This is a genomic window from Virgibacillus necropolis (genome assembly GCF_002224365.1).
Classification (GTDB): domain Bacteria; phylum Bacillota; class Bacilli; order Bacillales; family Amphibacillaceae; genus Virgibacillus_F; species Virgibacillus_F necropolis.
Window position 1 is genome coordinate 3384529 of sequence record NZ_CP022437.1, and the last position, 21338, is coordinate 3405866.

At 35.9% G+C, this 21338-nt stretch carries 25 protein-coding genes, 1 tRNA gene and 1 riboswitch; of the genes, 13 read left to right on the forward strand and 13 right to left on the reverse strand.

All coding sequences use genetic code 11. The features are described 5' to 3' along the window. Positions 1-35 precede the first annotated feature (35 nt). A complete protein-coding gene (locus CFK40_RS16040; protein WP_089533417.1) occupies positions 36-938 on the reverse strand; it encodes a 5'-methylthioadenosine/S-adenosylhomocysteine nucleosidase in 903 nt (300 codons plus the stop codon). A 169-nt stretch (positions 939-1107) separates the two neighbouring features. Next, positions 1108-1212: riboswitch (purine riboswitch) on the reverse strand. 241 nt (positions 1213-1453) lie between these two features. Here CFK40_RS16040 and CFK40_RS16045 point away from each other — a divergent pair. Further along, complete coding sequence (locus tag CFK40_RS16045) at positions 1454-1831, forward strand: SLAP domain-containing protein (protein WP_161493891.1); 378 nt, start codon at positions 1454-1456, stop codon at positions 1829-1831. A 78-nt stretch (positions 1832-1909) separates the two neighbouring features. Here CFK40_RS16045 and CFK40_RS16050 read toward each other — a convergent pair whose 3' ends face one another. After that, positions 1910-2041, reverse strand: a complete 132-nt coding sequence (locus CFK40_RS16050) for a YuzL family protein (RefSeq protein ID WP_089533419.1) — start codon at positions 2039-2041, stop codon at positions 1910-1912. 214 nt (positions 2042-2255) lie between these two features. On the opposite strand from CFK40_RS16050, the gene CFK40_RS16055 reads away from it, so the two are divergent. The 3 genes from CFK40_RS16055 to CFK40_RS16065 are packed head-to-tail and all read left to right on the forward strand — an operon-like array spanning position 2256 to position 3890. Next, positions 2256-2705 (forward strand): MarR family winged helix-turn-helix transcriptional regulator, encoded by a 450-nt coding sequence (locus CFK40_RS16055; RefSeq protein ID WP_089533420.1) that lies wholly within the window; start codon positions 2256-2258, stop codon positions 2703-2705. 24 nt (positions 2706-2729) lie between these two features. After that, a complete protein-coding gene (locus CFK40_RS16060) occupies positions 2730-3248 on the forward strand; it encodes a spermidine/spermine N(1)-acetyltransferase (protein ID WP_089533421.1) in 519 nt (172 codons plus the stop codon). Positions 3249-3269: 21 nt separating this feature from the next. Continuing rightward, on the forward strand, positions 3270-3890 hold the full coding sequence (locus tag CFK40_RS16065) for an FMN-binding negative transcriptional regulator (RefSeq protein ID WP_089533422.1): 621 nt from the start codon (positions 3270-3272) through the stop codon (positions 3888-3890). Between the two features lie 68 nt (positions 3891-3958). Here CFK40_RS16065 and CFK40_RS16070 read toward each other — a convergent pair whose 3' ends face one another. Beyond that, positions 3959-4756: a histidine racemase CntK family protein gene (locus tag CFK40_RS16070; RefSeq protein ID WP_089533423.1), complete on the reverse strand. Its 798-nt coding sequence runs from the start codon at positions 4754-4756 to the stop codon at positions 3959-3961. 806 nt (positions 4757-5562) lie between these two features. Between CFK40_RS16070 and CFK40_RS16075 the strand changes: the two genes are divergently transcribed. Continuing rightward, on the forward strand, positions 5563-6672 hold the full coding sequence (locus tag CFK40_RS16075; RefSeq protein WP_089533424.1) for a GerAB/ArcD/ProY family transporter: 1110 nt from the start codon (positions 5563-5565) through the stop codon (positions 6670-6672). 102 nt (positions 6673-6774) lie between these two features. Here CFK40_RS16075 and CFK40_RS16080 read toward each other — a convergent pair whose 3' ends face one another. From CFK40_RS16080 to CFK40_RS16115, 8 genes are all read right to left on the reverse strand, one after another. Further along, positions 6775-7308: a flavin reductase family protein gene (locus CFK40_RS16080; protein WP_089533425.1), complete on the reverse strand. Its 534-nt coding sequence runs from the start codon at positions 7306-7308 to the stop codon at positions 6775-6777. Positions 7309-7501: 193 nt separating this feature from the next. Beyond that, a complete protein-coding gene (locus CFK40_RS16085; protein WP_089533426.1) occupies positions 7502-8047 on the reverse strand; it encodes a GNAT family N-acetyltransferase in 546 nt (181 codons plus the stop codon). Between the two features lie 99 nt (positions 8048-8146). Next, positions 8147-8632, reverse strand: coding sequence for a GNAT family N-acetyltransferase (locus CFK40_RS16090; RefSeq protein WP_089533427.1), 486 nt, complete (start codon positions 8630-8632; stop codon positions 8147-8149). A gap of 66 nt (positions 8633-8698) precedes the next feature. Continuing rightward, positions 8699-8965 carry a hypothetical protein gene (locus CFK40_RS16095; protein WP_089533428.1) on the reverse strand — a complete coding sequence of 89 codons (267 nt, stop codon included), beginning with the start codon at positions 8963-8965 and terminating at the stop codon, positions 8699-8701. A 300-nt stretch (positions 8966-9265) separates the two neighbouring features. Beyond that, a tRNA-Val gene (locus tag CFK40_RS16100) sits at positions 9266-9338 on the reverse strand. Between the two features lie 229 nt (positions 9339-9567). Continuing rightward, positions 9568-9750, reverse strand: a complete 183-nt coding sequence (locus tag CFK40_RS16105) for a hypothetical protein (protein ID WP_089533429.1) — start codon at positions 9748-9750, stop codon at positions 9568-9570. 132 nt (positions 9751-9882) lie between these two features. Then, the gene (locus tag CFK40_RS16110) at positions 9883-10131 is read right to left on the reverse strand and encodes a DUF2268 domain-containing putative Zn-dependent protease (protein ID WP_161493892.1); all 249 of its coding nucleotides are present in this window, start codon (positions 10129-10131) and stop codon (positions 9883-9885) included. Between the two features lie 128 nt (positions 10132-10259). Then, positions 10260-10454 carry a hypothetical protein gene (locus tag CFK40_RS16115; protein WP_089533431.1) on the reverse strand — a complete coding sequence of 65 codons (195 nt, stop codon included), beginning with the start codon at positions 10452-10454 and terminating at the stop codon, positions 10260-10262. A 272-nt stretch (positions 10455-10726) separates the two neighbouring features. Between CFK40_RS16115 and CFK40_RS16120 the strand changes: the two genes are divergently transcribed. The 6 genes from CFK40_RS16120 to CFK40_RS16145 all read left to right on the forward strand — a co-directional run bounded on the left by CFK40_RS16120 (position 10727) and on the right by CFK40_RS16145 (position 17220). Next, the gene (locus CFK40_RS16120) at positions 10727-12457 is read left to right on the forward strand and encodes an ABC transporter ATP-binding protein (protein WP_089533432.1); all 1731 of its coding nucleotides are present in this window, start codon (positions 10727-10729) and stop codon (positions 12455-12457) included. Beyond that, positions 12447-14255 carry an ABC transporter ATP-binding protein gene (locus CFK40_RS16125; RefSeq protein ID WP_089533433.1) on the forward strand — a complete coding sequence of 603 codons (1809 nt, stop codon included), beginning with the start codon at positions 12447-12449 and terminating at the stop codon, positions 14253-14255. The genes CFK40_RS16120 and CFK40_RS16125 overlap by 11 nt, the downstream gene beginning before the upstream one ends. 87 nt (positions 14256-14342) lie before the next feature. After that, positions 14343-15065 carry an alpha/beta hydrolase gene (locus CFK40_RS16130; RefSeq protein ID WP_089533434.1) on the forward strand — a complete coding sequence of 241 codons (723 nt, stop codon included), beginning with the start codon at positions 14343-14345 and terminating at the stop codon, positions 15063-15065. 133 nt (positions 15066-15198) lie between these two features. After that, positions 15199-15714, forward strand: coding sequence for a YjcG family protein (locus CFK40_RS16135; protein ID WP_089533435.1), 516 nt, complete (start codon positions 15199-15201; stop codon positions 15712-15714). Continuing rightward, positions 15714-16136 carry a GNAT family N-acetyltransferase gene (locus CFK40_RS16140; RefSeq protein WP_089533436.1) on the forward strand — a complete coding sequence of 141 codons (423 nt, stop codon included), beginning with the start codon at positions 15714-15716 and terminating at the stop codon, positions 16134-16136. Before CFK40_RS16135 ends, CFK40_RS16140 begins: the two co-directional genes overlap by 1 nt. 391 nt (positions 16137-16527) lie before the next feature. Beyond that, positions 16528-17220, forward strand: coding sequence for a DUF421 domain-containing protein (locus tag CFK40_RS16145; protein WP_089533437.1), 693 nt, complete (start codon positions 16528-16530; stop codon positions 17218-17220). A gap of 91 nt (positions 17221-17311) precedes the next feature. On the opposite strand, the gene CFK40_RS16150 is transcribed toward CFK40_RS16145, so the two are convergent. Then, a complete protein-coding gene (locus tag CFK40_RS16150) occupies positions 17312-17770 on the reverse strand; it encodes a MarR family winged helix-turn-helix transcriptional regulator (RefSeq protein WP_089533438.1) in 459 nt (152 codons plus the stop codon). Positions 17771-17801: 31 nt separating this feature from the next. Continuing rightward, on the reverse strand, positions 17802-18779 hold the full coding sequence (locus CFK40_RS16155) for a ring-cleaving dioxygenase (RefSeq protein WP_089533439.1): 978 nt from the start codon (positions 18777-18779) through the stop codon (positions 17802-17804). 195 nt (positions 18780-18974) lie between these two features. Between CFK40_RS16155 and CFK40_RS16160 the strand changes: the two genes are divergently transcribed. Both CFK40_RS16160 and CFK40_RS16165 read left to right on the forward strand, forming a co-directional pair. Beyond that, entirely contained in the window at positions 18975-19679 is a 705-nt protein-coding gene (locus tag CFK40_RS16160) for a DUF421 domain-containing protein (RefSeq protein ID WP_089533440.1), read from the forward strand. Positions 19680-19764: 85 nt separating this feature from the next. After that, complete coding sequence (locus CFK40_RS16165; RefSeq protein WP_193433336.1) at positions 19765-21336, forward strand: alkaline phosphatase family protein; 1572 nt, start codon at positions 19765-19767, stop codon at positions 21334-21336. Positions 21337-21338: the final 2 nt, after the last annotated feature.

Here is a 21338-nt window from a genome sequence, read left to right on the forward strand (position 1 = left end):
TGGATGGAATTAAATTAATTTGATATTACTATATATTATTCGCTTGGCAACGTAGATATATATTTTCTAACTACTTCGTAAACATATTTTTGATTTGCTGCTGCTGTATTTGGGTTATATTCTCCACCATTCACTTTATTATTAGATAGTATTCTAATTCCCAAGAATGGTACATCATAAGCTTTGGTAATTTGTGCTGCTGAGGCAGTTTCCATTTCTTCTACAGAGGTACCATACTTATTATGGAACCATTTAATCCTATCAACTTCATTATTCCATACATCTGCAGAACCTATAGTACCCTCAACAACCTTGCCCTTCGTATATTTATCTTTCACTGCATTGGCAGCTGCGAGTAAATCCTTATCTCCCTCGTAGTAACGGATTTTTTCAGCATTAGGATCTTCTCCTGCACTTCCTTCAGAAGCCATTAAGTCCATCGGTTTCCATTCAGTTGGATCAATTCCTTCGTTTTCATCCTTATTCGCCGTTTTTAATGAGCCTATGTTTACAGCTCTTTTTCCTAAAACAATATCAAATACGTGTAAATCAGGATCATGCCCACCCGAAGTTCCTTGATTAATTATTGCTATGGGGTCATATCTTTCAATGGCCACGGCCGTAGCAGCTGCTGTATTTTCCATTCCCTTACCTGTTTTAGTTACTATTACAGGATAATTGTCTACAGTACCTATATAAAATTCAAAAGTTCCTGATTTTTCTTTTTTAACATTTTCTAACCTTTGTGCAAAATCCTCAGCTTCTATTGGCATCGGACCTTGAACTATAATAGGCCTTTGAGAACTTTCTTTTACAGTTTCAGATTGTGAAGAAGAACTACATCCTACAACTAGCGATAATAACAGTACAGTAATAAGTGCTAATGAAGCGTAATTTAACAATCTTTTTCTTTGTGTTTTATAAAATATTGCTTTCATTCCGTTTCCTCCTTGTTGTTTGATATACTCGTAGTTTTGATCAAATAAAAAAGGTCTAGAAAATGTAGAATGATTCTACCTTCCAGACCTACGAAAGTTAAAGTATAGATAACTCAGCAAAAAATGAAGCTAATGCTAAATCATAAAACGACAGCTAAATATTACCAAACAGCCGAATACTTTAACTCGTAGTCCAGTTCTTTCAGGTGGGAACTAGGTAGAGACACTCAGACCATATTACCGAGTATATACGAGTAACAATATTTAAGATTATTACTTTGATAATATACCAAATTCACACTAGATAATCAACAAAAAACGAATATTATTTTTAATTAATTGTTAAATGTTCGTGTTTTAGGAATAACCTAAAGTAAGTGAGGCTTAATTATATACGTTCCTCTCTCATGTATTGGATTGTTTGATTTCTTTAACAAACACTAATATCGAAAAAAGATCACTTCTATTAATAGAAAAACTCCTTTACAATAATGATTAGAAAGAGGTGTCAGTTGTTGCAAAAACTTACGTTTGAATCCAAATGGGATAAAACAATTGCTGATCAGGACCGGGAACGGATTAAGCAATTATTTCAGAAAACAATTTTAGATCCTGGCATCAACATTCAGTTTACTTCACTTTGGCAAGCTAAAAATCATCGCGGAGAACTATTAGTTGCTGTTCTTATTCATAATACCAGTCAACGGAATTTCACCTTCCTTGATCAAATAATGACATATGTGGTTAGCGGCACCATTTTCGCTGAGCACACCTTCCCTTCACCTATAACAGTAGAGAAGCAAACCAGCATGCCATGGACATTCATTTTTCCTGTTGGTAGTTTTAACAGCTCTCAAAGTTTCGAGGATGGGGTATTACGTATTACTTCGTGAACCTTTAAAAAGCTGAAAAAAGGCTTTATATCAAAGAAAAACAGGTGGAGTTTTTTCCACCTGTTTTGTTCATTTTTATTAAGAACGCTTTTGTTTCTTTCTTGAAGAATCAGCCTTTTTTCTTCCAGTTTCCTTAGTTGTCGTTCCTTGCCCTTCAGTTTCTGATGACCCCAAACCAATCGTTGATGGATTAGCTTTTCTTTTTGACATGCTACTCACCTCCAATTAAAGTATTCCTAAAAATAATGTAGGTATGCTATTTTATTGCTATTTTGAATAGATCATAAAATTAGGCAATATTTTTAAGATAATCAAATCAAGTCCAACTGTCATTTTTGTTGTAAATGCAACGAAATTGAGCTATATTTAATATACATAATTTTATCGCATTTGCAACAAAAAACGTATTGAGGAGTTAATTAACATGGAGATTCTTCGTGAAATTGGAATGATAGCTAGGGCATTAGATTCTATAAGTAATATAGAATTTAAAGAGTATGACCTTACAAAAGGGCAGTATTTGTACATTGTGCGAATTTGTGAAAACCCAGGAATCATTCAAGAAAAATTGGCTGAGATGATAAAAGTAGATCGAACAACAGCTGCACGCGCCATAAAAAAACTTGAAATTAATGGCTTTATTGAAAAGAATGGAGATAAACATAACAAAAAAATAAAAAAACTCTTTCCAACAGAGAAAGGGAAAAATGTTTATCCTTTTATAAAAAGAGAAAATGATTATTCCAACTCCATTGCGTTAGAGGGACTCTCCGAAAGAGAAGCAGAAACCCTTTTCAATCTTCTTCAAAGAGTAAGAAAAAATATAGAAAAAGACTGGGAATTTGTAAAAAAGGGAAACGAAAGAAATTATTGATTATATAAAGGAGCGATATATAGAATGACTATAAATATAAAAAAATGCACCATTAAGGACTTACGCATACTTCAAGAAATTTGTTATGAAACATTTGATGAGACATTTAAGGACCAGAATTCACCCGAAAATATGAAAACCTATCTGGAACGGGCATTTAACTTAAAACAATTAAAAAAAGAATTATCCAATATTTCTTCCCAATTCTTTTTTGTTTACTACAACGATGAAGTTGCTGGATATTTAAAGGTCAATACCGACGATGCCCAGTCTGAAAAAAAGGGGGATGAAGCTCTTGAACTTGAAAGGATTTATATAAAGAACAAATTCCAAAGGCATGGTCTTGGTAAGTATCTGCTTGATAAAACTATGGAAATTGCAATGAAGAATAATAAAAAGGAAATTTGGCTAGGCGTATGGGAAAAGAATGAAAATGCTATTGCTTTCTATAAGAAAGTAGGTTTTGTTCATACTGGAGCCCACTCTTTTTATATGGGTGATGAAGAACAAATAGACTTCATCATGATGAAAACACTTAAATAATCTTTTGAAAGGTGGATTTTTATGTATATTCCTAAACATTATAAAGTCACAGACTTTGATGAAATCAGAGAATTTATTCAGCATAACCCTTTTGGAACAATTGTAACGACAAAACAAGGAAAGCCTATTGCCACTCATTTGCCTTTAGAGTTACATAAACAAGGAGATGATTACTATATAACAGGACATTTTGCTTATGCAAATCCTCAGGTGGAAACATTCGAGGGTGATAATGAAAACGTCCTTGTAATGTATCAAGGTCCCAACGCTTATATTTCATCTTCTTGGTATAAGTCTGAAAATGTACCAACATGGAATTATCAATCTGTCCATATATATGGAACAGCTAGTATAATGAGTGAACAAGAATTGCAAGAAGACCTTAAACTACTATTACAAAAATATGAGCAACATCGTAAGAATCCAGCTTTATGGGAGAATCTTTCTTCGCAAACTAAAAAACAAATCAAAGGTATTGTTGGATTTAAAATTAAAATACAAGAAGTTCAAGCTGCTTATAAATTAAGCCAAAATCGAAATGAAGAGGACTATCAAAACATCATTAATAAACTATATGAGGAAAAAGATTTAAATTCTAAGGCATTAGCTGAAGTGATGGAAAATAGAAATTCTCTGCAATAACCGTCAAATAATCCCATCTGATCAGATGGGATTATTTGACGGTTACACTGTGAGAAGTAGAGTCAAAACTATAAATCGAGATTGACAAATCCTTCACAAGTAAAACGAACATCTGTTGAAATATAATTTTTGACGCCTGTTTCTACGTTTATTATCCCGCCTGGCTGATGGATTTTTAATTTGTACTCCTTATTTTTCTTTGACAAATAAACACCCAAAGCTAGAGAGCCAGACCCACAAGCTTGTTCGAAAAATCTACTTCCCGTTTCTTTCACGTAAACAAAAGGCCATATTTCATATTCTTTTTCCATTAGTCTTCTATAGGGGATTATCCCAATAGCTTTATCTTCAATTTTTTTAGTAACCGCCTCAATAAGAAGATTAAAATCATTCTTGCTTGGCCAAAAATCCGTTAAGAAATGAGTTATACCTTCTAGTTGCACAACACTCCCTGAAATGCTACGACCATTAAGACTAATAACAATTTCATTGGTAGAGATTGGATGTAGCATTTCTGCTTTAGCTTCAAAATGAGAAGGAGATTTAACTTCTACAACACAAGCAAGTGGCGACTCGGAACCAGAAGTTTCTAATAAGAATCTATTATTTTTGCTTAAACCTTTATAGGAGCAGTAAGCAGCAGCGCTTAAAATTGCATTTCCGCAAAATTCTCCTCCGGCCATTTCTAATCTAAGTACAGATTTTTTGTTTTCTGGTGCAACTATGAAGCCAACCTGTTCCGCATTAAGATATTCATAGTCCATAATAGTATTAGCAATTTCTGCATAATGAATGGGTTCAACATAGTTAGTTATAAAAACTGTCATATTTTTTGAAGGGCTAACCTTTACAAAATTAAGCCTCATTACCTAGTCTCCTCCCCTTATTTATATTGGGTTATTTTTTAGTAAGGTCTTAGCGTTCACATAACAAGCAATTTTGTAGGTTAACTTGCTTACCGTAAAAAGTTTCCGAAACCTTGGTCAGACCCTGTCTGACCAGATCGAAAAAAATATTTAAACTGCTAATTACTTTATAAAAGTAAGTTATTACTGGATTTATTCCCACCTATTCAAAACCTGTAACAAATCGTATGCAATTAAACCAGACGCTTCTTCTGACCATCCTACTTGCTTTAGAAAACGTGTGCTTTGATAGATATATTTAATAAGGGCTAAACACTTTGCTATATCGAATTATAACATTTTCGATACAAAAAATATGAGTTTTTAGCTTTGATCATCTAGAAGGTATGAAGTGGTAAACAGCCTGTTATTCAGTTTCTATCAAAAGCGTTTTGATTGAAGTCGCTTTTGTCTCTGTCATGCCAATTACTCCTTTGTAATGTTGAAGTTTGAATTGTGATAATCTGACTTTGTTAAACTATAAACAACTTTGTTTACACTTTTAGTAAAACCCCATAATAGCCGATTTCAGTTTTAATTGAAGTAGCTTAATAAGAATACTCGTATTTGGACAAAACCAGACATAGAAAGCTTCTAAAGGAGATTCGCAGTAGTTCAACCTACCCTGCTTTGTATAAAAAAGCAAGACTATGGACAAAAGAAGGAAGGAAACTAACCGTGCAATCACAGGAATCTAAAAATACAAAAGAGATTCCCCTACCTTGGCTACCAAGCTATTTGTAACCAACTAAAGGAGATACAACATAATGAAAAGTTTTGAATATGGTGATGAAAAAATTAGTGATAGAGAAATTATGATTGCTGTACCCTCCTATGTGATTGGTGTAGGAATACTTTCATTACCAAGGGGCCTGGCGGTTGCAACTACCTCTTCAGATGGGTGGATAGCTCTACTCGCTGGTGGAATAATTTCAGTAATCATTATGTGGTTGTTGGCTAAGTTCGTCATTGGATTTCCAAATCAATCCCTTTTCACATACTCATCAACCATTCTTTCAAAGCCGGTGGCAGTCGTTATCTCGTTATTATTTGCTGTAATTTTTATAAATGTTACCGCATTTGAGGTTCGTAAAATTGCTGATATTTCAAAGCAATATTTGTTTGATCAAACGCCTGTCGAGGTGATTGCACTTAGTTTTTTACTTATTGTTGTGTACGCTGTTTCAGGCTCTAGAGTAGGGTTATTTCGATTAAACATGATGTTCTTACCTATTATTCTTTTTATTACTCTAGTTGTTTTTGTATTTAATATAGGGGGCTTTGATGCAAATCAATTGTTACCCATGTTTGAAACAGACATACCGGGATATCTAAAGGGGCTCCAGACGGGAACGTTAAGTTATGTAGGATTTGTCATTGTTTTATTTTATGTTGGACTAGTGGAAAATCCTAAGAAAACTCCTAAGATGGCTGCAATTGGAATGTCTATACCCATTGTTTTGTATTTGCTGCTTTTTATTACGTGTATTGGGGTATTTGGCCACGCGGTAACATCTAATCTACTTTATCCAACTATTGAGTTAGCTAAGAACGTAGTAATACCAGGTGGATTTTTTGAACGATTTGAGTCTGTCTTTTTTGTTGTCTGGATTATGGCCATCTTTAATACAACTTCAATGGCATTAGATATCGCTGTAATGTCACTTAACTCTATTTTTAAGCATACAAAAAAGGTCAAAATCATCTTCCTGCTAGCTCCGATTGTATATAGCATAAGCATGTTTCCGCAAGACATAATCGAGGTAGAATCATACGGATCAATTCTTTTTAATACAGCATTAATTTACAGCCTTTTCATTCCATTGGTTCTGTTTGTTGTTGCTAAATTAAGGGGAGTGAAGCGAGTTGGAAAATAGTTGGAGATTTTAAAAAAAGATCGCCACATGACGATCCTCTTTTTAAAACTTGCGCTGGTTAGACTATATAACAAGTTCAACCTAATAACTGAACCCTCTATTTTACTTACGGTCAAACCCAACTAATGGAACGATTGCATCCTCTGGTACACCGCCTTCACGCTCCATCAGATGATTAACGGTAAGACTTTGTTTTTCTGGATGAAGAATTTCAGCAGATAAGACATTACCGATAACAATTAGGAAATCGCGGTTATCTAAAATTTGTGAGACTTCACAATCAAAATAAGCTTGTGCGTTTTTTAAGATTGGACATCCAGTTTCTTTATAGATAAATTCCTCTTCGCCCATAGCAGCAATATTCTGATCCCCTGCAAAAAAACGATCCATTAAGGGCTCTTGATCCTCAGCAGTCATGCTAAGTGCAAATTTTCGTCCACGTTTAACAATCGCTGCTCCCTCCATTTCCTTGGGAAAACAAACGAGCATTTGCGGTGGCTCATGTGAACATTGCGTCACCCAACATCCATTATGGAAATGAGTCCGCTTACCATCAGTCGTGGATATAAAGAACCCGCCTCGCAGTCGTTGATTATAGACATTTTCAACTTGATCCAATTTTGACTTCGTATCCATCTTTTAAACACCTCCAAAAGAGATTTCTTTTATTGTAAAGCATACTCATTGATTCTACTAGACAATAGTACTAATCTAGGATAGATACTTTATATTCTCCTCTGGAATCTTCAGATTGAATTTATGATAACAGTAAAAACAAACGTCCGCACCATTTAAACATAAATTTTAAAGTTGGATTATTCTCTAATTCTCATCCATTAAACCTTCCCATCAATACGGTATTATGGTAATTTCCGTCAGATAAAAGTTTGTCTTTTTTTAAAATACCTTCCGCTTCAAAGCCATATTTTTTATAAAGCGCTATAGCCTTATCATTGGTTTCGAGAACATTTAAAGTTATTTTTTTAATTTCATTTGAGTCTGCCCAATGAATAGATTCTTTCAGAAGACTTTTCCCTATGCCATATCCCCAAAACTCTTTTAATACACAGACTCCAAATTCTACCTTATGCGAAGTTCTTTTCAATTTGTTCCCTTCACACCTTGAGAAACCTACAATTCTTTCATCAACTTCAGCAACTAAGAATAGATTACTATCATTTTTTGTATCATCTTCAATTATCTGTCTAAAACCTGATTCATCTATATAATCCTCGCCCTTTTCTCTATCTAAATTTTCTGTTTCACCATCTATTTCCAATCTTACTTCAGACAAGTTTTTCGCATCTTTTTCTATCGCAGACCTTACCATATAACGTAATTTATGACTATAAAACTCTTTTTGATTGACTCTCATTACATGCCTTCCATCTCTTAACGATTGTGTTAACTATACTATTGAGATAACTATTTTATAAAAGAAATCCAATTACAATAGGATCATTTTTGGCAAGTATTATATCCTTAATTTCATTCTTACTGTTTTTAGGATATGCCCCTCAAAGTCATCATCAAATTCTGAAACAACCTCAAACCTTTTCGCATTGTAGAAGGTTGTCCCAATTTTGTTATCTTTTTCTACATTAATATAAAACTCGGTTGCACCTTCAATATTCTTTATGCCCTCATTTAGTAAAGCCGTTCCTATCCCATTCCCATGGTATTCTGGGCAGATATAAATCGCTCCGAGTTCAGCAACCCCGCCTTCTTTGACAGGAGAAAAATTCGCAAAGCCCACAATTTTTCCTTGAACATCTGAAACGAACATAAAAGATCCATTTAATCGTCTATTCATCATTTCATAATTATAAGCAGATTCTAAAAACCGCTTCTGGATTTCGGAAGGGATAATCCCCTCATACGTGTAATTCCAGGTCGTTTTTGCTACGTGTTGAACTTGTGGTATATCTTCCACTCTCATACTTCTAATAGTGTACTCCATTTCACATCAACCTTTTCTGTTCATTTTTAAAATAGTCAGTTGATTATTGATTACAATATTGTTAAATTATAAAAAGAGTAAAAATGAAATTGCTAGGAGAACCATAAAAATACCTCTACTTATTATCCTTGTCCTACTACTAAACCCTATCTTCCTCTCCAAAGATCTTATAAAACTGATCAACAATAGATAACTGAATATAGTTATGAAGAATCCTATCCGATCATCATTGAACACTGTAACTCTCATTGCAGCAATAGCTATTAAAAGTATACCTAAATAGCTAATTACAATATAAACATATGCATTCTTTTTCTTTTTTTCTTTATTCATTTAAATTTCTCCCTTGAAGGTTACAAATTCTATCTAAACAACAATCATAATACAGTAAAGAAAAAAAGTTAGTTGCTGCAAGGACATTTCCACCATTCTTTCATATTACTCCTTTTTAGCAAAATTCATCTATATATGTTTTACGAATCAACCTTATAAAAGGTTTCTTTAAATATTCTACCCTTGAGCTGATGTCTGTTCCGAAGAAAAATCAGCTATACTGACATATAATTTTAGGACGAAAAAGAAAACAAAAAACCTGAAACCTTTTAAAATAAGGGTTCCAGGTACATTAAGTTATGACTCCGATTGGGCTCGAACCAACGACCTCTTGCCTGTCAAGCAAGCGCTCTCCCAGCTGAGCTACGGAATCGTATGAAGTTCATTACTACTTTTCTACTATATATTACTTTGAAATGCCATGTCAATAAGATAGTTTACATTTAATGCAGATTTGGCAATATACCTCGATAAAATACAAAATACATTGGAATGGCTATTTTTCTTGAAGCATTCATATTTGCCTGGATTATGACGGCTAAAAGCTTTAGACTATTTGAAAGTATAGCACCTCCGTAAGCTATAAGTAACCACTACCTGCTTTACTCTTTTTTACTGGCTTTTCTTAACACAGTTCCAATAAATGTACCTATTAAACCCGCTAAACTAAAGGTGATAACAAATCCCCAATCTACTTTTTCACCTTGCCATAAACTCATTAAGAATGTGACTACCAATACACCACTTACAAAAGGGATCCAGCCTTTTAATACCCTTTTAAACAACTATATCCCACCTCTATCAAAATTTCTCTTATATGGTTCTTGGTTCTAACAAATATAATTAATGTTGGTTCGCTGAATGCCACTGTTTTTATCACTAATAAACTTTTTTCATTTTCATACTTAGCTCACTTGCTATCGACCTTCATATTTACTTTTCATAAGAATTTCATCTGCTCGCATATCAGTCCAATTAGCAATAGATACATTTGGATTTTCTTCGATAAAGCTCTCCATAATCTTGTTCCCCGTTTTATATTTAGCCCATTTAGGTACATTTTTGCTAGAATCTCCAAAGAAAAACCTGTCTTTAATTTTTGTTGAGGGTTGATTGATTGGTTTTGAACCAGCATCCTCATTTGATGTATCATTCGAACAACTCATGAGTAAAACTATTATACTAACCAAGATAATTAAACTTGTTATCCTTTTCGTTTCGATCATCTTCCTGCAATATATTTCTATTAACGGTATATTATTAAAGTTATAAATAAATAAGGTGTTCCTTGTACTTATACGATATCAAATAAACCCCTTAGTAATCTTCCTATACCACTAAATAACCAAATAATCATTCTGAAAGGCAATAAAACCAGTTCGGGTATCCAAAAAAGCACATCAAGCATAAAATCTAAAAATCTATAATTATCGTTGTTTTCCTTCCTTTTTCTCATTTTTTCTTTCTTTCTATTCCACCATTCTCTCATTTATTACCTCTCCTTCTTGCAAAATTCAACTATAAATATTTACGAATCATCCTTATAAAAGGTTTCTTTTTTAAATATTCTACCTCGTTATTAAAAAGGTATATCTGCTTTAGTTACACTGGTTAAGCATTTAATGTATGTTTGGAAAAGGTAGCCTAAACTCAACAGTTTTTTGAACCTTCAATCTCTTTAACGCACCCAAAAATACTCCACAATAGATAATCCTCCCTTTTCCTTATATAATAGAATCACTACATAAATGGAGGTCTACTGTGAAACGTGTACTTTCTTTTTTGAAACCATATAAACTCCCGATTGGGGTTGCCTATACATTAACGTTGATTGAGCTTGCGACAGAGTTGCTTCTTCCCTTTTTTCTTGGAATGATGATAAATGAAGGTGTGCTCAATAAAGATATTGGCACTATTGTAATGTGGGGCAGCATTATGATCGGGCTTGCCTTTGCCGCGTTTTTTGCAGGTATTATTAATTCATTTTATGCGTCACATACAAGTTATGGATTTGGGTATGATCTGCGCGAGAAGCTGTTTAAAAAAGTACAGGAATTTTCGTTTCAGAATTTAAATCAGTACCCGACGTCGGTCTTGATGACACGGTTTACGAATGATGTGCGGCAGATGCAAAATACTATTTTCATGGGGCTTCGCATTATGGTGAAGGCGCCATTGATTGTACTTGGTGGTGTGATGATGGCGTTTATTGTCAATGCCAAGCTTGCACTAATCTTTTTAATTACGGTTCCACTACTTATTTTCTTTTTACTTTGGGTGCTGAAACGTGCGAGTCGCTTGTTTCGAAGTGTGCAGCAACGCGTTGACAATGTGAATCGCGTGATGCAGGAGAACTTGGCTGGGATGCGCTTGATCAAGGCTTTCTTGCGGCGGAATCATGAAGAAAGTCGCTTCATGAAAGCGAATAAAGATTTGGCATCAGAAACGCGTTATACGTTCCGCTTCGTTGAGGCTTCGATGCCTGTTCTACTTTTTGTGATGAATCTTAGCTTGATCTCGATTCTTTGGTTTGGAAATAACCAGGTCGTTGCTGGTGACTCTTCTGTTGGTGACATCGTAGCAATTGTTAATTATGCATTACGTGTTTCGATGGCCATTTCGATGTTCACGTTTATCATCTTAGCTTTTTCTCGTGCAAAAGCTTCTGCTACCAGGCTTGGTGAGGTATTAGATGTAGATATTGATTTGCATGAGTCCGATGATGCGGAAGCTGATGCGATTGTACGACATGGGAAAATTGACGTCAAGGATGTAAGTTTTGCCTACAGTACGCAGGAGACAAACGTATTACAGGACATATCTTTTTCCGTAAAGGCTGGCGATTCTGTTGCGCTTATTGGTGCGACTGGTGCTGGGAAAACATCGTTGTTTCAGCTGATGCCACGTCTTTATGATGTGAATAGTGGCGTTATTTCGATTGATGATAGGGCCATAACTTCCTATACATTGGATCACTTGCGACGTGCGATTGGTTACGTACCGCAGAACCCGCTTCTTTTCAGTGGATCTGTTTTCGATAATATAGCTTGGGGTAAGGAAAACGCGACCAAAGAAGAAGTGACCCAGGCGGCAAAAGATGCACAAATCCATGAAACGATTATAGAATTACCTGATGCTTATGAAACAAAAATAGGACAAAAAGGTGTCAACCTTTCTGGTGGGCAAAAGCAACGTCTTTCAATTGCACGTGCGCTCATTCGCCGCCCGAAAATTTTAATGCTGGATGATTGCACGAGTGCGCTTGATTTAGAAACTGAATCTAACTTACTTGCTGCAATTGAATCATACCATTGTACCAATTTAATGATTACCCAAAAAGTCACAACTGCTATGGACGCTGACCGAATTCTATTGATGGATCATGGACAAATCTTGGCGAACGGAACTCATCAAGAATTGCTGAAAGAATCAGCGCTTTATCGTAAAATAGTGGAGTCGCAGTTTGGAAAGGAGTATATCCATGCCAATTAATCAACTCAAAGAACCTTTTCAACAAGAACGGATTCCACTAGATAATGTATCAAGTAAAAAGTCTAAGAAAGCGCGGAATACGGCAGGTACCGTCAAACGGATTTGGTCGTATTTAATTAGGGAAAAGGCTACACTTAGTCTTGTAATTCTGGCAGTTGTCATTAGCTCAGGTCTTGCCCTACTTGGACCTTATTTAATTGGGATGGCCATCGATGATTACATCGTCACGCAAAATAATACTGGGCTTGGCATGTTGCTCGTTTGGCTCGTAATCATTTATTTGTTCCACTCCCTTTCGATCTTTTTGCAAAATTATTGGATGGTTGGGATTGCACAAAATACGGTTTATTCGCTTCGGGAAGATTTATTCAAGCAATTCCATCGTCTGCCGATTTCTTATTTTGATAAACGCCAGCACGGCGAGCTGATGAGCCGGGTTACAAATGATATTGACAACATTAACAACACACTGAACCAATCGGTTATACAAATTTTTGCAAGTATCCTAACGCTCGTTGGTACGGTTGTCGTCATGCTAATCTTGAGTCCATTACTCACCCTTGTGACAATGACGATTATCCCACTCATGTATGTTGGAATGAAATGGATTACCAAGCGAACTGGTCCTTTATATAAATTGCAGCAACGCGATTTAGGTGAATTAAACGGCTATGTAGAGGAAACGGTTTCTGGGCAGCATGTCGTTAAAACATTTTCTCAGGAGGGCCGTGTGATTGGCGAATTTGAAGAACGGAATAAAAAACTCCGCCATACCGGCTTTTGGGCCATGACGATTTCAGGTTTTATTCCAAAAGTCATGAACATGCTGAATTTCCTAAGCTTTGGATTGATTGCATTAGTTGGTGGGATTCTCGCAGTTGAAAATATCATAACAGTTGGTGTCATCGTTATTTTTACCGAATATGCAAGGCAGTTCACTCGGCCATTGAATGAGCTATCCAACCAGTTTAATATTCTACTTTCGGCCGTCGCTGGTGCGGAGCGTGTTTTTAATGTAATGGATGAGAAGCAAGAAGAAACAGATGAGGAAGCTGCAGAAGTTTTGTCAGAAACCACAGGGCATGTCATGTTTGACGATGTGTCATTTGCCTATGAAGGTACACCGATTTTGAATCATATTACCTTTGAAGCAAATCCTGGTGAGACCGTTGCATTTGTTGGACATACAGGTGCTGGGAAAACAACAATCATTAATTTAATCGCTCGTTTTTACAATTATGATGATGGTAAAATCACGCTCGACAATGTTGACATTAAAAACATTAAACGATCTAGTCTGCGTGAGCATATGGCATTTGTTTTACAAGACTCCTTCCTATTTAAAGGAACGATTATGGAAAATATCCGCTACGGCAGGTTAGATGCAACAGACAATGAAGTAATTGAGGCTGCGAAAAATGCGAATGCTCATGACTTTATTGAGCGTTTACCTAATCAGTATGATACAGTTTTAGATCAAGAAGGCAGTGGCATTAGTCAGGGACAGAAACAGCTTTTGACTATCGCACGCGCATTGTTGGCCGATCCTTCTATCTTAATTTTAGATGAAGCGACAAGTAATATTGATACGATTACCGAAGTTACGATTCAAGATGCATTAAAACGATTGATGCTTGGCAGAACAAGCTTTGTAATCGCCCATCGGTTAAATACCATTCAGGAAGCAGACAAAATAATCATGCTGGAGCATGGAAAGATTATTGAAAAAGGCAGCCACAGTGAATTGATTCAGAATAAGAGTCACTACTATAATCTTTTTCAAGGCCAGTTAACGTAGCTTGGGCGGGGCTAAACAATTTAAATGGAAAATTGGTTAATGACATGATAAAATATACGGGAATTAGTCGAAAGCAGAGGTGTACCGATGGGAAGAAAAGGAACAATGGTCGAAGAAGAAATTAACAGTAAATACTTAGATGAACTCATGACATTAAAACTATATCAACCTGAATCGTTTTCGCCTCTCTATAAGTATCATATTTGTATTATGCAGGACGGAAATGATTACTACCAGCTTGGGCGAACTGCAACAGTAAGTGATCGCTTGCATACGAATGATGAAATTGAAAATACAGTATTTGTTGGGATACATTACAATGATAGATATGATCGCAAGGATAAATACCATCCAAGCGGCGCGAAACAAGAAGCCTATATCAAATTTTTAATCTATGAGGTTGTACCGCTTCTCGATGATCTGCTTCCTACCTACCATATGGGTCAGTCCCGTACATTAATGGGCGATTCTTTGGCAGGCACACTCGCGTTGATGACTGCCCTTCGCTACCCACATACATTTGGAAAAGTTATTATGCAATCCCCATATGTGGATGAAAAAGTGATGGATGCCGTCAAAAATGCAAAAGATATCCATTCAATCGATATTTATCATACAATTGGCCTTGAGGAAACAAACGTTGATACAACGGCTGGTACGAAAGAAGACTTCCTAGCACCTAATCGTGAATTAAATCAACTTTTAAAAGAAACTGGTGTCAGCTATATTTACTATGAATTAGATGGCGAACATACATGGAAAGCTTGGCAAAAGGATCTTCCCCGCGCATTGACAGCTATGTTTAGTTAATTTTTTTGAAAAATGTAATATGTTTTTACCTATTTCCATTAACTATTTGTTATAATAGAGAGTAAACCAAAGAACCTTATACAATAGACATCATTATAGTAATAAACGCAAAAATATACTAGGAGGTTTTACTATGAAATACGGTATTGTAATATTTCCATCTAAGCCTATCCAAGATAAAGCAAATGCTTTAAGAAAACGTTATGACCCACATTATTCGTTAATTCCACCACATATCACATTAATAGAAGCTTTTGAAGCAGATGATGAAACTGTTCATCAACTTATCCCAGAGTTAAGAGCAATTGCAGACGAAACTGCTCCACTTGCAATTAACATCAATAAAGTAAGTACATTTGCACCTGTAACAAACACCATCTACATGAAAGTGGAAGCATCACAGGCAATAATTGATTTATATGAAAAATTGCAGTCAAGTAACCTCCCTGCTAATAAGGAGTATTCTTTTGTGCCACATATTACAGTCGCACAAAAGCTATCAGATCAAGAATATGCAGATGTATATGGTAGCCTGCAACTTAAAGATACGCAATTAGAAGATAAAATTGATCGTTTCCAATTGTCTTACCAACTTGAGAATGGATCATGGACCGTTTATGAATCATTTGTGTTTGGGAAAGATGAATAGTGGATATTAAGATTGTAGAAACAAACGAAGAACTTGAACAAGCTTACCATATACGTACCACAGTGTTTGTTGATGAACAACAAGTTCCCCCCGAAGAGGAGCTTGACGAATACGACAAAGAAGCGATTCATTTTGTTGGAAGTGTAAATGGTGTTCCCATCGCAGCAAGTCGTCTGCGGTTCGTTGATTCCTCTGGAAAACTCGAGCGCATCTGTGTATTAGATACCGAGCGTGGAAAATCCTATGGAAAAATGATCATACAGCGAATGGAATTGGAAATAAAGAATAATGGGTATGAAAAGGCCAAATTAAATGCACAAACACATGCAGAAATATTTTATCAGCGCCTAGGATATGAAACAGTATCAGGTGAATTCATGGATGCTGGTATACCACATGTGACGATGATAAAAGAATTATAAATAGGAAAAGCGCAAGCGCTCGTTTAGCAACGTACAAACTGGAGCACTCCGCAATGAGATAAAGGAAACACGGTGAGGTACGAACCGATGTTGACTTATCGTAGTGGAGGAGTGTGAAGTTTGCTAGTTGCTGGGCGCTGGAGCTGGACATGACCGTTGATATAAGTAAGCTTAATAGAGCCAATTTTATACTATCTTTACTTTTGAAAATGTCAGTTTGCTGGACTTCTTGTCTGCAAGCTGACATTTTTTGATTTACTCATTTCGTTATATCAGATATCAACAAGTCAAATCCAGCAAATTTTATGCATTTCGCACCTCAAAATATTGTATGCAAATGTTGATTTTGGATAACCTAAACAATGGATATGTGCAAAAGGGGTTGTCTTACATGGACCATTTATTACCAATTTTTTTAGAATCCTTGTTTGGATTTGTTGCATTATTTATATTAACAAAGGTATTGGGAAAAACCCAAATAACGCAGCTTACACCATTTGATTTCATTGCTGCTCTTGTACTTGGTGAGCTGGTCGGAAACGCGCTTTTTGATGACGAAAAAGGGATACTGGAAATCGGATTTGCAATCGTTTTATGGGGCGTGATTCTTTATGTAACAGAGCTAATTACGCAACGATACAAAGGGACACGCGCTCTTCTTGAAGGTCGTCCGACTATCATCATCCATCAAGGAAAACTAATTCGAGAAGAAATGAAAAAGAGTAACCTCGACATAAATCAGCTCCAGCATTTACTACGATCAAAGGATGCCTTTTCGATTCAAGAAGTTCAATATGCAATCCTAGAAACAGATGGAACGGTTTCTGTTTTAAAAAAGTCAACTTACCAAGTGCCAAACCGCAATGATTTCAATCTGCAGCCAGAAGCCACCCATCTCGCTGTCACGCTAATAAATGATGGCGAAGTTATATGGGATAACCTAAAAGAAGCAAACTTGACTGAAGAATGGCTCATGGATGAATTAATGAAACAAGAAATAAAAACGGTTCGAGATGTATTCTACGCAGAATGGATCGAGGGGCATGACATATTTGTACAGCCATTTACTAGCAAAAAGAATTGATTGGACCGTATTCCCCTTAAGTTCGACAGTGAACAATCTTTTTAACAAAGTAAAAATCCCCCATCCAAATGAATGGATGAGGGATTTTTACTTATAATGCTTGAGCATGAAAACCTAATTTTTTCAGTTGTACAATCATAGATTCTTTTTCGTCAGAATCAAGGCCACCTAATATTTCATTCATCGCCTCAACATGCTTAGGGAAAATTTCGTCCATCAGCTCTTTTCCCTCATCTGTAATCACTGCATACGTAACACGACGATCAGTAGGACATGCTTTACGTTTTAGGTAGTCTTTCTTTTCTAATTTATCTACTACATAGGTCGTGCTGCTGCTAGCAAGTAATATTTTTTGCCCGATCTTCTGGATGGGCTGCTCCCCTTTATTGTACAACAGCTCCAGTACGGAAAACTCCGTTAGATTCAATCCATGGCTTTTTATGTCTTTGATAACTTGTTTTTCAATGGATTGTAATGCACGCGTGAGAACAACAAATAATTTTAACGAATTCTCACTATCTTTATCTATCTTTTCTACTCGATTCACCATTATCAATCCTTTACCAGACAGAATTTCAAATTTACTCTTTCGTGAAATTGACTGTGCTTCTTATTGTATCAATTGGGCGAACTAATTTTTCAATCTGCTCCCGTTTTGGTTCTAACATAGGAGGTAAGGATAAGCTTTCTCCAAGCGTTTCATACGATTCATCTCCCATAAATCCTGGACCATCTGTAGCAAATTCAAATAAAATTTGTGGTGCAACCTTTACATATAAGGATCCAAAGAAATGACGATTTATATAGCCAGAAGTTTGGAACTGAAAGCTTTCCATCCGAGTAATCCATTCTTCTAACACGGAACGATCTTCAACCCGGAAAGCCGTATGGTGAACCGTACCAAAGCCTTGTCTTGCTTGAGGTAGAACGGTGTTATATTCAACTACTACCTGTGCACCATTTCCTCCCTCGCCAACTTCAAATAAATGAAACGATTCTTCTTTTGCAATTTCTTTAAACTGCAATACTTTTTCCATCATCTCTTTAAAATAATCAAAGTTGGCGATACGAACAAAGATTGGTCCGAGTCCGGTGATGGCATATTCTAATGGGACAGGTCCGTTTTGCCATGGTGTACCAGCTGCAACACCTGTATTGTTTTCGTCTGAAATCAGTTGGTAATTTTGGTCATCAAAATCTACAAATGACAGCACCTTTTTCCCAAACTGTTCCTTAATGCCTTCATGTTTTACCTCTAAACGGTCAAAACGTTTTACCCAATAATCTAACGCTTCGTCACTAGGCACACGAAAAGAGGTTTTTGAAATTTCGTTCGTACCATGGACTCCTTTTGGAATGCCAGGGAAATCAAAAAATGTCATATCTGTACCTGGATTACCTGTATCATCCGCAAAAAATAAGTGATACGTTTGAATGTCATCTTGGTTAACTGTTTTCTTGACTAAACGCATTCCTAATGTATAGGTGAAAAACTCATAATTTTTTTCAGCGCTACTTGTTATTGCTGTAACGTGATGTATTCCTTTTAGTCCGTTCATTGTATATACCTCCACTTAAATTTATCTCGCATTAATATATTTCCAATTCGAGATAAATTTTACTACGAAATTTACTTGATGTCAATACGGACGTTTTACTCAGAGTTTATCTGCATATCTGTATTCAGCAAAGGAAACAATAAAAATGGTCAAACTAGGGACGTAGAAAATTTTAGAGACTAGGACGTGAACTTCATGGATTTCTTTACAGGTCAAGAATCCCTTACCGCTATACAGTGGGTTCTGAGAGCAATTGTTGGCTTCTTTTTTTTAGTATTATCGGCTAAAATCATGGGCCAACGCTCCATTTCGCAATTAAGATTTCTAGATTTCGTCATAGCGTTACTTTTAGGAAATATTATTGCCCACCCATTGTCAGACGAGGGATTAGGGTTAGGTGGTTCAATGATTACCATGACCGTGTTAGTAATATTATATCTTGCTGGAGTGTTTCTAAGCCTACGATGGATACCACTCAGAAAAATATTTGATCCTTCTCCCATGCCCCTGATAGAAAATGGAGAAATTAATTACAAGAACTTAACTAAAGCAAGAATTTCAATTGATTTGCTTTTATCCGAATTAAGGAAGGAAAAAACGGAAGATATACAAAAAGTGGCACTTGCTTTGTGGGAACCTGGAGGATCAATATCCATATTTTTATATCCTCAACATCAGCCAATTACCCATTCAAATTCAACGTCTGCAATACAACCTTTTAATTTTCCTAAAACAATTATTAAAGAACGAAAGATCGATTATAATGAGTTAAGCAAACTCGGAAAAGATGAGCAATGGCTAATGCAGAAAATAAAAACAACAGGTAACGTATTAGTAGATGACGTGTTGCTAGCTACCATTGATAATAGTGATAAAATAAAAATATTTTTGTATAAATAGAAAAAGAGGCTATTCAAAGTCCAGCCTCCTACCTTAAGTCTCAAATAAAATCATTTAAAGTAAAACCATAAAGGATGTAATAGGGATGGTGAAGAAAATAGTAATAACCCTTATAAGTGTAGTCTTGATTTTAGTAGTGATTAACTGGTATGGGCTTTCCACTCCAATCAAAAATGTAAACAATTTAAAGATGAAATCCACTTCTAAACCTGTTGTATTAGTAGTTGTTGATTCCCTTATGGATGAACCTTTGCAAAAGGCTATTGGAGAAGGACGAGCTCCTGCGTTCGCGTTCTTGTCTAAGCATGGACAGTATTTCCATGAAGTTGTAAGCTCTTATCCTACTATGTCGGTCACCATTGATAGTACGCTTCTAACAGGAACTTACGCTAATCAACATCGACTTCCAGGGCTTGTCTGGTATAGTCAAAATGATAATCGCTTGGTTAATTATGGGAGCGGTAAAAAGGAAGTATTCACACTAGGTGTAAAGCAAGTTCTAAAAGACGGTATTTACAACTTGAATCAGGAACACTTAGGTAAAAATGTAAAAACTATTTATGAAGATTTAGATGAGAGACAAGCCCATTCCGCTTCGATTAATGGACTTATCTATCGTGGAAATCAAGACCATAACCTGCACGTTCCGAAAATAGCTTCAACTTTAAACATATTGCCAGATACATTCCATGTTAAAGGGCCAACTTTGTTATCAATGGGAAGTTTGTCTCAATATAGCCCTGAAAATAATGGTCAAACCAACATATGGCAAGAGCTCGGATTTAATGATACCTTTACAGCTAATGAAGTTAAACACCTTATTCAAAACGATAGTCTCCCCTCTTTTACACTTGCTTATTTTCCAGACCTTGATCATCGTATTCATAAACATGGTCCAATGGATCTCAAAGGAATTGAAAAAGTCGATCAACATCTTCAAACGATTCTAGATGCATACCCTACTTGGGATGAGGCCATAGAAGAAATGACCTTAATTGTGTCTGGTGACAGTAGCCAATCAAAAATCGGCAATGATCGTACAGAATCCTTAATTGATTTAACTTTACTTTCAAAAAGGTACCAGGTTGCGGAACTGGGAGAGCCTATCACTAAAAAAGATCAGATCGTTTTAGCTGTTAATGAACGCATGGCTTACATTAATTTGTTAGATGATAAGATAACATTTTCAGAAATGGCATCAAAATTAATGGATGATTCCAGAATTAGCTTTATAGCATGGAAAGACGAAGAGGGTAATCATGTTTTATCTGAGGAATCAAATAAAAAGCTTACTTTTCAGCCTGAAGGAAAGTATACCGATCACTATCACCAAGAGTGGGATATAAGTGGAGACTTTTCCATATTAGACCTGTCTGTAAACAAGCAAAACGAAATTAAGTATGGTGATTATCCTGACGCACTTGCGAGATTATATGGTGCTCTCCATTCACATAAAGGCCGATATCTTGTCGTTGATGCAAAACCTGGGTATGAATTTATTGGAGAGCATTCCCCTACTCATGATGGAGGAGCCGGGCACGGTTCCTTACACAAAAGAGATTCTTTAACACCAATGATTATCACCGGAACCAACACACAGCCAGAACATGAACGGATTGTAGACTATAAGGAATGGATTCTCGAACTTACAAAATAAAC

Coding starts and splice junctions, on each gene's coding strand:
- CFK40_RS16125 (WP_089533433.1), top strand. CDS start 12,447: ATGCCAATTAATCAACTCAAAGAACCTTTTCAACAAGAACGGATTCCA.
- CFK40_RS16050 (WP_089533419.1), bottom strand. CDS start 2,041: ATGTCAAAAAGAAAAGCTAATCCATCAACGATTGGTTTGGGGTCATCA.
- CFK40_RS16165 (WP_193433336.1), top strand. CDS start 19,765: ATGGTGAAGAAAATAGTAATAACCCTTATAAGTGTAGTCTTGATTTTA.
- CFK40_RS16040 (WP_089533417.1), bottom strand. CDS start 938: ATGAAAGCAATATTTTATAAAACACAAAGAAAAAGATTGTTAAATTAC.
- CFK40_RS16095 (WP_089533428.1), bottom strand. CDS start 8,965: ATGAATAAAGAAAAAAAGAAAAAGAATGCATATGTTTATATTGTAATT.
- CFK40_RS16085 (WP_089533426.1), bottom strand. CDS start 8,047: ATGAGAGTCAATCAAAAAGAGTTTTATAGTCATAAATTACGTTATATG.
- CFK40_RS16070 (WP_089533423.1), bottom strand. CDS start 4,756: ATGAGGCTTAATTTTGTAAAGGTTAGCCCTTCAAAAAATATGACAGTT.
- CFK40_RS16150 (WP_089533438.1), bottom strand. CDS start 17,770: ATGGTGAATCGAGTAGAAAAGATAGATAAAGATAGTGAGAATTCGTTA.
- CFK40_RS16080 (WP_089533425.1), bottom strand. CDS start 7,308: ATGGATACGAAGTCAAAATTGGATCAAGTTGAAAATGTCTATAATCAA.
- CFK40_RS16155 (WP_089533439.1), bottom strand. CDS start 18,779: ATGAACGGACTAAAAGGAATACATCACGTTACAGCAATAACAAGTAGC.
- CFK40_RS16160 (WP_089533440.1), top strand. CDS start 18,975: ATGGATTTCTTTACAGGTCAAGAATCCCTTACCGCTATACAGTGGGTT.
- CFK40_RS16135 (WP_089533435.1), top strand. CDS start 15,199: ATGAAATACGGTATTGTAATATTTCCATCTAAGCCTATCCAAGATAAA.
- CFK40_RS16115 (WP_089533431.1), bottom strand. CDS start 10,454: ATGAGAGAATGGTGGAATAGAAAGAAAGAAAAAATGAGAAAAAGGAAG.
- CFK40_RS16130 (WP_089533434.1), top strand. CDS start 14,343: ATGGGAAGAAAAGGAACAATGGTCGAAGAAGAAATTAACAGTAAATAC.
- CFK40_RS16060 (WP_089533421.1), top strand. CDS start 2,730: ATGACTATAAATATAAAAAAATGCACCATTAAGGACTTACGCATACTT.
- CFK40_RS16145 (WP_089533437.1), top strand. CDS start 16,528: ATGGACCATTTATTACCAATTTTTTTAGAATCCTTGTTTGGATTTGTT.
- CFK40_RS16110 (WP_161493892.1), bottom strand. CDS start 10,131: ATGAGTTGTTCGAATGATACATCAAATGAGGATGCTGGTTCAAAACCA.
- CFK40_RS16090 (WP_089533427.1), bottom strand. CDS start 8,632: ATGGAGTACACTATTAGAAGTATGAGAGTGGAAGATATACCACAAGTT.
- CFK40_RS16055 (WP_089533420.1), top strand. CDS start 2,256: ATGGAGATTCTTCGTGAAATTGGAATGATAGCTAGGGCATTAGATTCT.
- CFK40_RS16075 (WP_089533424.1), top strand. CDS start 5,563: ATGAAAAGTTTTGAATATGGTGATGAAAAAATTAGTGATAGAGAAATT.
- CFK40_RS16065 (WP_089533422.1), top strand. CDS start 3,270: ATGTATATTCCTAAACATTATAAAGTCACAGACTTTGATGAAATCAGA.